At 61.5% G+C, this 13,679-nt stretch carries 9 protein-coding genes and 1 pseudogene; 5 read left to right on the forward strand and 5 right to left on the reverse strand.

Annotated elements, in window-relative coordinates; all coding sequences use genetic code 11:
* Positions 1-62: 62 nt before the first annotated feature.
* Positions 63-416, reverse strand: coding sequence for a hypothetical protein (locus tag ABB34_RS15470; RefSeq protein WP_152979551.1), 354 nt, complete (start codon positions 414-416; stop codon positions 63-65).
* A 206-nt stretch (positions 417-622) separates the two neighbouring features.
* On the opposite strand from ABB34_RS15470, the pseudogene ABB34_RS08060 reads away from it, so the two are divergent.
* Positions 623-1,712 (forward strand): annotated as a pseudogene (locus ABB34_RS08060) (IS3 family transposase).
* A 255-nt stretch (positions 1,713-1,967) separates the two neighbouring features.
* Here the strand turns inward: ABB34_RS08060 and ABB34_RS08065 are convergent.
* Both ABB34_RS08065 and ABB34_RS08070 read right to left on the reverse strand, forming a co-directional pair.
* Positions 1,968-2,807, reverse strand: a complete 840-nt coding sequence (locus tag ABB34_RS08065; RefSeq protein WP_152979552.1) for a hypothetical protein — start codon at positions 2,805-2,807, stop codon at positions 1,968-1,970.
* 15 nt (positions 2,808-2,822) lie between these two features.
* A complete protein-coding gene (locus ABB34_RS08070; protein WP_057640805.1) occupies positions 2,823-3,683 on the reverse strand; it encodes an OST-HTH/LOTUS domain-containing protein in 861 nt (286 codons plus the stop codon).
* 512 nt (positions 3,684-4,195) lie between these two features.
* Here ABB34_RS08070 and ABB34_RS08075 point away from each other — a divergent pair.
* Positions 4,196-5,383, forward strand: a complete 1,188-nt coding sequence (locus ABB34_RS08075) for an AAA family ATPase (protein ID WP_057640806.1) — start codon at positions 4,196-4,198, stop codon at positions 5,381-5,383.
* Positions 5,383-7,797 (forward strand): S8 family serine peptidase, encoded by a 2,415-nt coding sequence (locus tag ABB34_RS08080; protein WP_057640807.1) that lies wholly within the window; start codon positions 5,383-5,385, stop codon positions 7,795-7,797. The genes ABB34_RS08075 and ABB34_RS08080 overlap by 1 nt, the downstream gene beginning before the upstream one ends.
* 624 nt (positions 7,798-8,421) lie before the next feature.
* Here ABB34_RS08080 and ABB34_RS08085 read toward each other — a convergent pair.
* Complete coding sequence (locus ABB34_RS08085) at positions 8,422-9,432, reverse strand: site-specific integrase (protein ID WP_057640808.1); 1,011 nt, start codon at positions 9,430-9,432, stop codon at positions 8,422-8,424.
* A gap of 155 nt (positions 9,433-9,587) precedes the next feature.
* Between ABB34_RS08085 and ABB34_RS14875 the strand changes: the two genes are divergently transcribed.
* Positions 9,588-9,983 carry a helix-turn-helix transcriptional regulator gene (locus ABB34_RS14875; RefSeq protein ID WP_206753728.1) on the forward strand — a complete coding sequence of 132 codons (396 nt, stop codon included), beginning with the start codon at positions 9,588-9,590 and terminating at the stop codon, positions 9,981-9,983.
* Positions 9,984-10,023: 40 nt separating this feature from the next.
* Here ABB34_RS14875 and ABB34_RS08090 read toward each other — a convergent pair whose 3' ends face one another.
* Entirely contained in the window at positions 10,024-11,007 is a 984-nt protein-coding gene (locus ABB34_RS08090) for a tyrosine-type recombinase/integrase (protein ID WP_198421451.1), read from the reverse strand.
* Positions 11,008-11,732: 725 nt separating this feature from the next.
* Here ABB34_RS08090 and thrS point away from each other — a divergent pair.
* Complete coding sequence (gene thrS / locus ABB34_RS08095; RefSeq protein WP_057640810.1) at positions 11,733-13,637, forward strand: threonine--tRNA ligase; 1,905 nt, start codon at positions 11,733-11,735, stop codon at positions 13,635-13,637.
* The last annotated feature ends 42 nt before the right edge of the window (positions 13,638-13,679 follow it).

The raw sequence follows: 13,679 nt of genomic DNA on the forward strand, positions 1-13,679 counted from the left end.
CGCGTCAGGTCAGATACGAGGCAGGGACTTTCAATCGCCACACATAAATCTGACTAGCCTGATCACACAAGAAGCCATTTCTGGCTCGGTGCAGCTGCGTTCGCGCCGTTGTGCTTCTTCAATGGCAACGCATGGGCGCTGCTAGCGTTCCCGGTGTGGTGCCTGATCATCTGGATCTGCGTGTGCCCAGGACGCGGTGGGCGTTCTATAGCTATTACGTTGCCCATATCGGGCTGATGGCAATATTTACGTGATACGTCACTAAATGAGCCAGGGCGATTCAAGGCACTCAGGTCAAGTGCTTCAACGAAAGCATCGACCACCCGCACCGGATTGTCTTCGTGGACGTAATCTTCGAGCCGATCAGGCAACAAAAGCTCCTGTGACCGATCAACGCCATCGACGAATCGCTTCATGGTCAGCACCAACCGAGTGGTGCTGAGATATTGCCAGTGGCGCAGGGTTTTTCACACAGCTTCGGACGGTAGCGGGTATCGGCGGGGTAGGGGATTAGGGAGATTTATCGGGGGTAGGGTAGGCCCCGATTGCGACCGGTAATCCCCCCGCAGGTTAGCTGACGCCAGAAGTGGAATTTTCTCGTACGCTTTCCCGAGGAGGTTCCATGAAGAAGTCCCGCTTCACCGATAGCCAGATCATCGCCGTGCTCAAGCAGGCCGAGGCCGGCACGCCCGTTCCGGAGTTGCGCCGCGAGCACGGCATCAGCTGCGCCACCTTCTACAAGTGGCGCAGCAAGTTCGGCGGCATGGACGCATCGCTGATGTCCCAGCTCAAGGAGCTGCAGGACGAGAACCGGCGCCTGAAGAAGATGTATGCCGAGGCCCAGCTCAGCGCCGACCTGCTGAAGGAGGCGATGTCAAAAAAATGGTGAGGCCATCTCAACGCCGGGAGATGGCCCGATGGGCGGTGGACAGTGGGCTATCGAGCATCCGGCACGCCTGCCAGACTTTCGCGGTGAGACAGACCTGCTACCGCTACCAGGCCAAGGCGAGCGAGGAGAATGCTCGGATCGCCGACTGGCTGGTGCGATTGACGACTGCCTATCGCGACTGGGGTTTCGGCCTGTGCTTCCTGCATCTGCGCAACGTCAAAGGCTTTGGCTGGAACCACAAGCGGGTCTATCGCATCTACCGGGAGCTGGAGTTGAACCTGCGGATCAAGCCGAAGAAGCGCCTGGTACGCGAACGCCCGGAGCCACTGGCGGTGCCGGAGGCGATCAACCAGGTCTGGTCAATGGACTTCATGCACGACCAGCTCAGCGACGGATGCAGCTTCCGCCTGTTCAACGTGCTGGACGATTTCAATCACCAAGGGCTGGGCGTCGAGGTGGATCTGTCACTGCCGTCGGCCCGAGTCATCCGTGCACTGGAGCAGATCATCGAATGGCGGGGCAGGCCGCGGGTGATCCGTTGCGACAACGGCCCTGAATACATCAGTGGCGTGCTGCTGGCATGGGCCGAGCAACAAGGTATCCGCATCGAGCACATCCAGCCCGGCAAACCACAGCAGAACGCCTATGTCGAACGCTACAACCGAACCGTACGTGTTACGCCTGGCTGGCCCGAACCCTGTTCGACTCGATCGAGCAGGTACAGGACAAGGCCACCCGTTGGCTATGGACTTACAACCACGAGCGCCCGAACATGGCGCTCGGCGGCATCACGCCCATGCAGAAACTGGCACTTGCCGCTTAGCTCCACTTTTGGAGACCGCTAAAAGCGGGGGGATTACCGGGGGATTACCGACCCAAAGCGGAAATCGCCCACTCGTCTCGGACAAACAGGCGCGGGGGAACTTTGTTGCGCGCTATTACGCCTTTGGCGCGACGACTGGTGCAGTGAACAGCTGGCTTACAGGCCAGCAATTGCTAACCCCTGCGACATCGATCGATGTCACTTTTGCTGGATCGAGGGTGAGTTCGGCTGATCCTGCGCAAGCACGCCGCGCGCCTAGTCGTGCAGCCAGTCGACCTTTTGGTCGATGTCAGCGGAAGGATGTGGACCAGCGTAGAGCAGGAAGAGCCGGAACTGCTCATTTCGATCAAGATGTTGAAAGTAGATTCGAGCGGCGGCGGTTTCGCTAGTGCCGTCACCTTCTTTGAGATGCAGGTTGGAGTCAAACCGCTCCAACTGCTTGACGCCTTTCATCAAGCGGATGCAGGTGCTGATGCCGCCAGAGTGGGCCACCCCGATACGCTTGTCGCGGCAGTAGTCTTCCAGCGTCATTCCGAGACGCCCCTTCTTTCTGCAGAACTTGTCTAACATCTCTGCCGAGCGCTTCAAGAACGGATGCCGCGAGGTATGCACCTCATCGCAGCGATCCAGTGCAGCGCCAACGATAATGTAATCGGCCAGCTTTTCGGCCGAGCGTCGAAAACGCTCAGCTGGAGAAGCGGTGACCTGCCAGCCCAGCTCTTGGAACAGGGCCAAGCGTACGTCGTTGGTAAAATCGTCCTCGGCGCGTTGCCCCACCAGCCGTGGCGGCCAGTCGCCTTGCCCCAACTGCGGGCGGATCACCTGGGCGCCGTTTGCAGCTAGCAGTTCCAGCACATCGTTCATGCCTTCCGGCCAACCCACGTAAGGCAGCGCGACCACGGTCAGCGAGGTCCAGTCGTGTACATCGGCGAAGCGTTCCAGATCGCCAATGGCCTGCTCAGAGGGCGGATTGAAGATGTATCGATAGTTCGATTTGACTACTAGGCACAGCCCAGCCTCTTCCTGCCGGCGTCCGGCTTCGGCGAGGAAGGGCTTTTGCAATGTGTTGGGCAGTCCAATGACAAACGTTGCCATCCTTGGCTCACTCCCTTACCGGCGTGCACTCACCATGATTATGGACGCCATCAGCGGAATCAGCGTGTCGGCGATCTCCTGATCGGTCAGCGACTCGATGAGTTTGAGGGCGCGCTGCTTGGGGCTTAGCGCCGCTGCATCGGTGAGCGACGCAGTAGAGACGGGCGGATGCGCGTGGCGCGTCTCGAACGATGGAAGCAGCATCGATACGTCCACTCCAGCGCGTTGCGCCCATTGGCTCATCACCTCGAACATCTTGCCGGTGCGGAACTGGGTCCATTGCTTGCCGGCCGCGCCCAACGCTTTGGTGAATTCCACATTCACCGCGGTGCGATAGGGCTGCGCGATCATCGGATAGTCGGCTGCCACAAGGGTAGACGCCTGGGCGAGGAACTCCTGCATCCAAGCGGTCTGTTGGGTGCCAGGCACCGGCTCAATCTTCACCCAATCTGCTACCGGAGTCAGGCCAACGGCCGCACCCAGGTCGGTCTGTTGGAAATGCTTGACCGCGCCAGTCTTGCGATTGAAATAGCGCAGGCGCTGCGGATCGGGATTGGAGAAGGCAATCCACACGTCTTCGCGCGCCGCTGACATTGCCCGGTGCTCGCCACGTACCGCCACGGGCTGTGCCGCGGCTGCCGCAAGCGAGAGCACTTCCATATCGCCGCCGGGGCGCACACGCATTTCGAGCACGTCGGGAAATTGCTCGAGAAAGGCGCGGAAGCGCGGGAAACCCAGCTCGACGTAACTGAAGGTACCCAGGCCGCGTTGCTCGCCCAGGTCCACCAAGCGCTGCCGCAGTCGGGCGGCGGGCTCCACTGACTGCTGCTTCAGCAGCTCCTGCAGCAGAGGTTTCCAGGCAGAGACATCTTTCACGCCAAATTCCTTGTCGGTCGTCGTAACGAAAAAGCCGTTACTAATAGTAACGGCTTTTTCGGGTAATCAAATTGTCTTGCTAATGCTAAGTTCCAACCCGTTATGACGTCGTCCGGACGAGAGAACTTAGCAGCACTCTTCCGGCCCATGGGCGCCATAAAAGTTCCATCCATGCAGCATCGATCGATTCGGTGCACTGATGGGCAACCCCGGCCAGTGATGCATTCACGTAGCCGAGCCGTGACAGTATCAGGCGCTGCGCTTGGTCGTGTCAAATCTGCGAGTCCCGGCGGTAGGTCGGCGTTTCAACTCGTGAGTTCACTCCTGAATAGATTCATGAATGGCGTACGCCTCCCACGCTTTGAGCGCTCCTGCTCCCGTGGCGTCACAGGGTCATGAACCACGTGCTAGCGGGGGGTGAACTACCATGAAGCTGACGTCTATTGCATACATGCATTGTTTTATGCATTAATATCGATCGTAGATGCATAAATGTGGAAATACAGGCATTCATGGAGCACTTCACCATTGTTCTGGCCCTACTACGCGCGGCACTGAAAGTGCCGAGTCCGGCTGTGACCGGTCACGCCGAGCGATTGCTGGCCGCCTTGCGAAAAGGCGGCGAGACGATCCAGGCCGAGCAGTTGGAAAAACTACTGGAGGGAGGGAGCGTGGCGGGTCGGATGCAGCCAAGTAGAGTCGTGCTGTCGCGCGCAGCGTTGCCTGGCGAACCGCTGACCCCTAGCGTGCGGCCGCCGGTCGACAAGGAGACCGGTGGCGCGCTGGCGGACATAACGTTGCCTGACGCGCTCACGCCCATGGAGGCGCCCGTATTGAACAACGCATTGCGCGGATCGGTAGATGCCCTAGTGGAGGAGTGGCGCCATCTGGATCGGCTGCGCGCCATGGGGATACGCCCGCCGCTGAACTGCCTACTCTTCGGCGCTCCCGGAACCGGCAAAACCAAGCTAGCGCAAATCGTGAGCAGAGAGATTGGGCTGCCCTTGGTGACGGCCCGGCTCGATGGCCTGATCTCCTCCTATCTCGGCACCACAGCGCGCAACATCTCCTCGCTGTTCGCTTTTGCCAACCGCTACCAGTGCGTCCTGTTACTGGACGAGTTCGACGCCATCGCCAAGGTCCGCGATGACCCCCATGAAGTGGGCGAAATCAAGCGCGTCGTCAACACGCTGCTGCAGTGTCTGGATCAACGTAGTGACTTGGGCATCACGATAGCCATCACCAATCACGAGCAACTTCTCGATAGCGCTATCTGGCGTCGCTTCGACATCCGCATCGCCGTGCCGCGCCCGGACCTCGAATCGCGCCTGGAGATCGTCAACCGCTACGTTACCCCCTTGGAAATCGCACTGCCTGAGCGCCGCTTTCTGGCTTGGCTGACCGAAGGGCTGACCGGTAGCGAGATTGAAACCCTGGCAAATGCCATCAAGCGCGCCGCTGCGCTGAACTCATCGGCCGACTTCTCGGCCTTGAACGCACTCAAAGTCCACGCCCAACTCAGTTCTAACCATCGTCATCACCCGCGATGGGAGCAGTTGTTGGGCCCGGCCGAGGCGTTGGCGGCCACCTTGAGTCGTGATCGAGAACTGGCCTTCAGCCAGGAAGACCTAGCCAGATTCTTCGGTAAAGACCAATCCACCATCAGCCGCTGGAAACGAAGGTACCGCGAGGGATCCTAATGCCAAACAATCCGGTCCAAGTCGTACTCAATGCCAAGGACTACCAGTACGTGCCCGAGCGCAACGGCGGTAGTCAGGTCAAGGACTTCTTCCAAGGACGGGATCAAGCGTTCTTGGCGCATAAGCAGCGTCTGCTGACCGAGCTGGACCAGGTCGGCCGTACGTTGGCCAAAGGCAATCGACCGTTGGTCACCTACATGCACGTGGCCCTTAATGAAGACGCGTGGGCCAAGACCAAGCGTCCGACCATGCGGCTACTCCCCCCGGCCAAGGTACCGATCGTGGGCGGACGCAACTTAGGTGACATGATCGTTGAACTTACACCGGAGAACTTTGCCGACATTCGCGGCGGCATCAGTGCGGCAGAGATCGAAGTGCCCCTAGCGCTGGACAAGCGCACGCAAGAGCTCAAACCCAAGCCTTCGCGGGCGCGAGGCGAGGTGGGCGCCATCCTGTCTTTCCGCGCGCACCACGCCGCAGACCGTCGTTCGTTCTCGGCGCAGGAGGCTATTGAATGGTTGGCCGACCCTCGTACCGGGGGCATGTACTTAGTGGAAACCTTCGTCGACCCCCGCGTCGCGCAGGACGCGACGAGCCGTGAGCGCCGGCGCCGGGCAATTGCAGCATTCAACGACCTTCGCACGGGATTGGAGCAGCTGGCGCTGCCGTTGGATATCGAAGATACCGCCATGCGCTGGAAGAGCGTCAGGCTCCTGCTGGTGCGCCTCAACAGCCGGACACTGGCCACCCACGAGGCGTTGCTGCGGTTTTTGGATGAGCATCCCATCGTGCGCCGTATCGGCCTGCCGCCGATCCTGGAGATCGAGCAGACCGCACCCGGTGCGAAGGGGCCGCCGGCCGCGATCTCGGCGCCCCAGATCGACGCCGGCTATCCGATCCTAGGCATCGTGGACACCGGGGTGACGCCGGTGCCGGTACTTGAGCCCTGGTGCGTCGGGCGCACTGATGTGGTAACCAGCACGCAGCAGGATCGCGCGCATGGCACCTTCATCGCCGGGTTGTCGGCGGCGGCCCACGAATTCAATCAACACCCGCTCTTCGACGAGATCCCATGCAAGTTCTACGATATGGGCTTGCATCCCACCCAGCCGGACGTCTATGACGATGTCTACCCACGCGGGTTCATCGACTTCCTCGAACAACTGGATGCGGAAATCCCCACGGCGGTGAAAGCCGGCACCCGCGTCTTCAACATGAGCCTGTCGATCGAGCGGGCCGTGTCCGATGCCGGTTATGGCGACTACGCCACCTTGCTCGATGAGATCTCCGATCGCCATGACGTGGTCTTCGTCCTACCGGCAGGCAACCTGCGCGCCCCATTGTGGCGGCCGGTGTGGCCGGACGCGCCTGCCGACGTGGCGGCCATGCTGGCGGGGTATCGGCATGCGGGCCAAGATCGTCTGTTCCAGCCGGCCGAAAGCATTCGCTCAGTCTCCGTTGGAGCCGTGGACCCGCCCGATGCTAAAGGCAACCTGCGTCCGTCGGTGTATACGCGTCGCGGTCCCAGCACGGCGCTGGGCTTGAAACCGGATCTGGCGCACGTGGGTGGGGAGGGCAGCCACACCTCGAATCTATTCTCCCTCGATCCCACCGGCGCCACCACCAGCGGCCTGGGTACCAGCTATGCCGCACCGCTGGCGGCGCGCACGCTGGCCAGCTTGAACCATCTGATTGAAGGTGACGTCCAGCGGGAGACATTGATCGGCATGCTCGTGCACCACGCCGCAGTCCCGGCCGCGTTGACCGACAAACAGGTCAGCAAGTTCGCGGCCGACTTCGTTGGCCACGGCATTCCCGTCAATGCGCTGAACATGCTGGCCACAGACGATAGCGCGATCACACTGGCTTTTGTCGGCACCTTGTCCTCGCAGCAGGAGTTGGAGTTTCCTTTCGCATGGCCGGCCAGCTTGGTCGATGAGAAAGGCAGATGCCGCGGTCGCGCCCGCATGACCTTGGTCTACCGCGCCCCGACGCACTATCAGTTCGGCGCAGAGTACGTGCGGGTGAATCTCGAAGGTCACCTACGCCAAGAGGTGATCAACGCCGCTACGCGCAAGATCAGCTGGAAGGGCCGCCTGAAGTCAGAGGGCAAGATCTACGAAAAACACCTGATTGAGCATGGTCACAAATGGTGGCCGATTAAGCGGGCCGAGCAGAACTTTGTACGCGGCGTTGGCAACTCCTCGCAGTGGCGCCTGGTGGTCGATTCCTTGTGCCGGACGGATGTGGCTTTTCCGGAGGATGGGGTTCCGTTCGCGGTCATTTTGACGCTGGATGATCCCGAGGGTCAGGCACCGGTATTCAACGACCTGCGCCAAGCGCTGCGCGCCAGTGGCGTGCAGATTGATGACATCCGCACGGCGGCGCGCATCAAACCGCGTGGCAGGACCTAAGTCGACATGCTCACGTTTCCGCTCCAGGCACATCGCCTTTTTGGGAGGTAAGGGTCCATAGCTGACGCCAGAGCAGGAAATCCTCTGGCATCCGCAGCTCCACTGCGCCCCCCTACAGTGGGGACAAACCGCGCCACATGGGTGGTGTCGAAGACCGCGGAAGCAAGCGGATGGTCGGCATACGGGTTGTGGGCCAAGTATGGGCCGTCAAACAGGTGCTCCTGATAGCTGCCCTGCCGGCTCACGCGGTAGCGGGGCCCGATGTTGTCGAGATTGAGGTTCATCGTTTGATAGATCGTGGCCCGCTCCGGCGCCAGGGCAAATGCACGCATCTTTCCCCAGGTTGTCAGCGGGCTGTACACCACCGCCGAGACGTGACGATATGCCGCTGAGGCGAACAAGCCGACAGGCACCTAGATATTGGCGGCCCTACTGACTGAGAATAGCGCACGACCGTATCGGCGCGCTTGCGGAACGTCGCCTCTTCGTCATCGTAGATTCCATGCGGAGCGATCTTCGAGCATGGTCATAGGAGTAAAGAAGCTGTGCAATAGCCAACTCCTTCATGGAGTTGGGCGCACGGCTGTTAAAGTCCATCTGCGCGGCGCCGATCGCGGAGTTCGCCTACTTGAGCAAGCGGGCTGCAGGATTGTCTTCGGCTGCGCCAGCTTGAAAATACCCGATCACACTCGCGACCGAACGATGCTCAGTCATCGCCATGACTGCAGGCAGCGGCACGCCTTGCTTACCCGCTTCGGTGACAAACCCTGATCGAAGACTGTGCGCTCCAAAGTCCCCCTGCAGCCCCGCCAACTTAGCCCGCCGCTTGACGATCGTGGCGACCGAGCCGGGGAGCAGGGCAGGGCCGACTCGCCCCTTCCAGACCCGCCGGAAGATCCCTCCCTCATCGATCTGCGCGGTTTCGAGCCAAGCAGCCAAGGCCTCAGCACTACGGCCCAGGATCGGCTTGTCCGGGGTCGAGTCCGCCGTTACGCCCGCTTGCTGGGTCTTCGAGTACTCCAGCCGATAGATGTAGCCGTCTTCGCCGACTTTGCGCAGGTCGCGCATATCCGCGGCCGCGATCTCACTGCCTCGGCGGCCGCCACTGGCAAAGCCGAAGCAGAACAGGGCACGGTCGCGCAGACCTTCGAGGCTGTCATAGCAGGTCGCCAGTATCGCCTCGAGCTCGGCTCGGGTAATCGCGGTCTTCTTGGTAGGCCGCTCGCCGCGCTTGACCGCCGCGCGCCGAGCCCGGCTCAGCAGGGTGCGGACGCTGGGTAGCTTGCACGGGTTGGCCAGGCGCTTGAGCTTGTGCGCGGTGGACAGCTTCAGCGGCCCGACCTTGGCCTTGAGGCCGGCGGCGACCAGCGCTTGGTCGATCGCCGGCGGCAGCTCGCTGACTAGGCCGGCCTTGTTCTTGCGCTGGATGTGGTCGATCAAGAACTGGATCACCACGGCCTCGCTCGTTGGCAAGGCCAGCTCGACGCCGTAGCGGGCCTGATGCCAGCCGGCCCAGTAGCGCAGGGCGGTGGCATAGCTGCGGGTGGTGTTGGCGGCGGCCGCTTCGGCCAGCAGTTCGCGCACGGCGTCTGCGGCCTGCTGGGCCAGCGACGTCCCCCCTGTCTTCAGTCGCATTGCCGCCAGTAACTGACTCCAGCCTACGAGTGACGTCGTCGGGCACGGCCATCTACTTCACCTCGCAGGAGCTGACCAGAACATCGCCGAGGTAGTCCTTTCTTCAACCCTCGTTAGGGCACGTCAGAGTCGGGGTGATGGTCTGATGCTATTGAATGACATTGAAATTCGGCGTTCTTTCCCGGGCTTGGCTGCAGACTGAACTGGGTAAATTGAATCCTAAGCATGTACCCATGTGTTCGTTAAATAAGAAGATGGAAAAGCAAAGAGAAAATACTTCCCCGAATGGCCGCGACATTGATGCGGGTATTGAGGATCGTCTGATTCGTCGTCGCGAAGTCCTGAGGAGAACGGGGCTCAGTTCTACTGCGCTTGATCGGCTTGAGCGATCAGGGAGGTTCCCGATAAAGGTGACGATTGGACCTAGGGCAGTAGCTTGGTCTGGGTCAGAAGTTAACGCGTGGATTGATGCGAGAAAAGCAGATAGAAAAATACATGATTCCCATTTGTATCAGCTGAATGGCGACTTCTCCAGCGGTATACGCCCATGACAGTTGCGGATGTGTCAGTCATGAGAAGTGGCGATACTGATCAGATGGCGAGGGTTTCTAGCGCCTTGGCGGCTAGATGCTGCTGGAGGTGGCCGTAGTGCTTTTCGATCATTCGTACGGAGGTGCCCGCCAGCTGTGCGACGGTGAATAGATCGAGCCCGGAAGACACCAGATCAGTGATGACCGAGTGCCGGAGGGTATACGCGGAGGTTTCTTTCGGGAGGTTCGCCGCCTCGGCTGCTTGCTTGAATGGTTTCTTCCACTTGTCCTTGTTCCAGCGTGAACCGTCGCCGCGCATGAACAGTGGGGCATTCGGCAGCTTGTTCCGGCACAGGCTGTCCAGCATGGTCTTCATGCCCTGTGACAGGGGCAGCTTGCGACCAGCGCCGGACTTGTCGGCAGCGATGGAGAGGACGCCAAGGCGGCTGTCGTAATGCGACACGTCGGCGTCAGCGAGGGCGCCAGGTCGTACCGGGAGCAGGCAAAGGGCGCGGGCGAGGATGGCAGCGTCTCCCGTGAGGGCATCCAGTAGCCGCCTCCGCTGCTCCTTGTTCAGATAGAGTTCGCGGCGCTGGTTCGCCTCGGCCGGTTCCAATGCCTTCTTCCATGCGTTGGCGGTCAGAACGTCGCCGCTATCAAGGGCCATGTTCAAGGCTGCGCGAAAGGGCACCATGTCCCGGTTGACGGTCGCAGCGCTGCGCGGGCGGGTGACCTTCGGCCCCTTCTTGTTCTTGGAGACCTCGGCAGGGGTCGCTTCCAGTCGCTTGCGCCATGCGCGGACATGTCGGTCGGTGAGCTTCTGCAGCTGAACGTGTGCGATGGGGTCGTCATAGACGTAACGCGGGAACCGCTTGGCTGCGTCGGGTTTGCCTTCGGCATACCTTTCGCAGGCATCCCGGACTGTCAGGACTTCCTTGGAGCCGCCGCGAGCGAGGTGGTCGAGCCATTCGCGTGCTGCCTTGACGGCCGCTCCGTAGCGTTCATTCGGTGGCAGGTTGGCGTAGTCGCCCAATGAGCGGGACACGTACTTGATCGCTACCGGGTCGTAATGGCGAGCGATCCATGTACCTGCTGGCACTCGATACCCGATGAACTGTCCGGTCCCTAGCTTCTGCCAATGTGGCTCTCGGTTGGCTTTCAGTTTCTCTCGGGTTTTCACTAGGGACAGGTCTGGCACAGCGTCTATCGAATGCGATGAGGGCGGCGCAGTTTACTCGCATCTAGGGTCGTACGGAAAATGTACGGAAAAGCTAGTGGTGAACATGGTGGCTTGTGGCACGGTAAATCAATGACTTAAGTGGTTGTGGTGGCTTCTGGACCCCCGTTTTCCTACCTTGACATGGTAGGGGTCACAGGTTCGAACCCTGTACCGCCCACCACTCCGGACGGAGTGGCCCCGAAACCCGGCTTCCAGGCCGGGTTTTTCGTTTTGGCATTGGCGACACCGCCGCCGGGCAGGGATGGTTGCGTCGGCGCGCAGCCGGTATCCGCAGGGGCGCAATGGCCGGAATTGGTTTACCATCGCCCCCGATATCCCGGCAGACAAGGTGGCCCGCGGAAACGCCGGCCCAGCGTGCGACATGAGCACTACCACCGCCCATCGCTGACCGCTCCCGCAGGCCCCCGAAAAGGCGCCCTTGCGGCGCCTTTTGATTTTCACATGCGCAGGAACGGGGCAGCCCACGACGGAGCCGGTCGCCAATGACCCGCCGTGGCCACGCCACTCCTGCCAGCAACGCAGATACCGACATGATCAACATCACCCTCCCCGACGGCAGCGTCCGTCAGTTCGAACATCCGGTCAGCGTCATGGACGTGGCCCAGTCCATCGGCGCCGGGCTGGCCAAGGCCACCATCGCCGGTACGGTCGATGGCGTGCCGGTCGATGCCAGCGACGTGATCGACCACGATGCCAGCCTGCGCATCATCACCGCCAGGGACGAGGAGGGCGTGGAGATCATCCGCCATTCCTGCGCGCACCTGGTCGGCCATGCGGTCAAGCAGCTGTACCCGGACGTGAAGATGGTGATCGGCCCGGTCATCGCCGAAGGCTTCTATTACGACATCTGGTCCGAGCGCCCGTTCACGCCGGAGGACATGGCGGCGATCGAGAAGCGCATGGGCGAACTGATCGCGCAGGACTACGACGTCATCAAGAAGATGACGCCGCGCGCGGAGGTCGTCGAGATATTCAAGGCCCGCGGCGAGGACTACAAGCTGCGGCTGATCGAGGACATGCCGGCGGACGTCACCGCGATGGGCATGTACTACCACCAGGAATACGTGGACATGTGCCGCGGCCCGCACGTGCCGAACACGCGCTTCCTCAAGGCGTTCAAGCTGACCCGCATTTCCGGCGCCTACTGGCGCGGCGATGCGAAGAACGAGCAGCTGCAGCGCATCTACGGCACCGCATGGGCCGACAAGAAGCAGCTCGACGCCTACATCAAGCGCATCGAGGAAGCCGAGATGCGCGACCATCGCCGCATCGGCAAGCAGCAGGACCTGTTCCACCTGCAGGAGGAGGCGCCGGGCCTGGTGTTCTGGCACCCGAAGGGCTGGGCGCTGTGGCAGGTGGTCGAGCAGCACATGCGCCGCGTGTACCGCGATACCGGCTACGGCGAGGTGCGCTGCCCGCAGATTCTTGACGTCGAGCTGTGGAAGAAGTCCGGCCACTGGGACAACTACAAGGACAACATGTTCTTCACCGAGTCCGAGAAGCGGACCTATGCGGTGAAGCCGATGAATTGCCCGGGCCACATCCAGGTCTTCAACCAGGGGCTGCACAGCTACCGCGACCTGCCGATCCGCTACGGCGAGTTCGGCTCCTGCCACCGTGACGAGCCGTCCGGCGCGCTGCACGGCATCCTGCGCGTGCGTGGTTTTACGCAGGACGACGGGCATGTGTTCTGCACGCCGGAGCAGGTGGAATCCGAGGTGCGTGCCTTCCACGAGCAGGCGCTCAAGGTCTATGCGGATTTCGGCTTCGAGGACATCCAGATCAAGATTGCGTTGCGCCCGGAGTCCCGCCTTGGCGACGACGCCACGTGGGACAAGGCCGAGGACGCGCTGCGTTCGGCCCTGCGCGCTTCCGGCGTGGAGTGGCAGGAGCTGCCGGGCGAGGGCGCGTTCTACGGCCCGAAGATCGAATACCACCTCAAGGACGCCATCGGCCGCACGTGGCAGTTGGGCACCATGCAGGTGGATTTCATGATGCCGGGCCGGCTGGGCGCGGAATACGTGGATGAAAACAGCCAGCGCAAGCACCCGGTGATGCTGCACCGGGCCATCGTCGGCTCGATGGAGCGCTTCATCGGCATCCTGATCGAGCACCACGCAGGCGCCTTCCCGGCGTGGCTGGCACCGACCCAGGTGGTGGTGGCCAACATCACCGACGCCCAGGCCGATTACGTCCGGCAGGTCCGTGAAACCCTTGCGGAACAAGGCTTCCGGGTCGTGGCCGATTTGCGGAACGAGAAGATCGGCTATAAGATTCGCGAGCATGCGCTGCAGCGGGTGCCCTACCTGCTGGTCGTCGGTGACCGCGAGAAGGAAAACGGCGCGGTCGCGGTACGCACCCGTTCGGGCGAGGATCTGGGCAGCATGGCGCTGCCGGTTTTCGTCGAACGCCTGCGGGCCGAGCACCGGCAGTAAGCACCAAGCCCCGGCCCCGCGGATGATCCGCCGGGGCCGGTT

The sequence above is a fragment of the Stenotrophomonas daejeonensis genome, from assembly GCF_001431505.1.
GTDB classification, from domain to species: Bacteria; Pseudomonadota; Gammaproteobacteria; order Xanthomonadales; family Xanthomonadaceae; genus Stenotrophomonas; species Stenotrophomonas daejeonensis.

Bases quoted from the DNA above. Each gene is read 5' to 3' on its own strand.
- ABB34_RS15470 (WP_152979551.1), bottom strand. From the start codon at position 416: ATGAAGCGATTCGTCGATGGCGTTGATCGGTCACAGGAGCTTTTGTTG.
- ABB34_RS08065 (WP_152979552.1), bottom strand. From the start codon at position 2,807: ATGGCAACGTTTGTCATTGGACTGCCCAACACATTGCAAAAGCCCTTC.
- ABB34_RS08075 (WP_057640806.1), top strand. From the start codon at position 4,196: ATGGAGCACTTCACCATTGTTCTGGCCCTACTACGCGCGGCACTGAAA.
- ABB34_RS08080 (WP_057640807.1), top strand. From the start codon at position 5,383: ATGCCAAACAATCCGGTCCAAGTCGTACTCAATGCCAAGGACTACCAG.
- ABB34_RS08085 (WP_057640808.1), bottom strand. From the start codon at position 9,432: ATGCGACTGAAGACAGGGGGGACGTCGCTGGCCCAGCAGGCCGCAGAC.
- ABB34_RS14875 (WP_206753728.1), top strand. From the start codon at position 9,588: ATGACATTGAAATTCGGCGTTCTTTCCCGGGCTTGGCTGCAGACTGAA.
- thrS (WP_057640810.1), top strand. From the start codon at position 11,733: ATGATCAACATCACCCTCCCCGACGGCAGCGTCCGTCAGTTCGAACAT.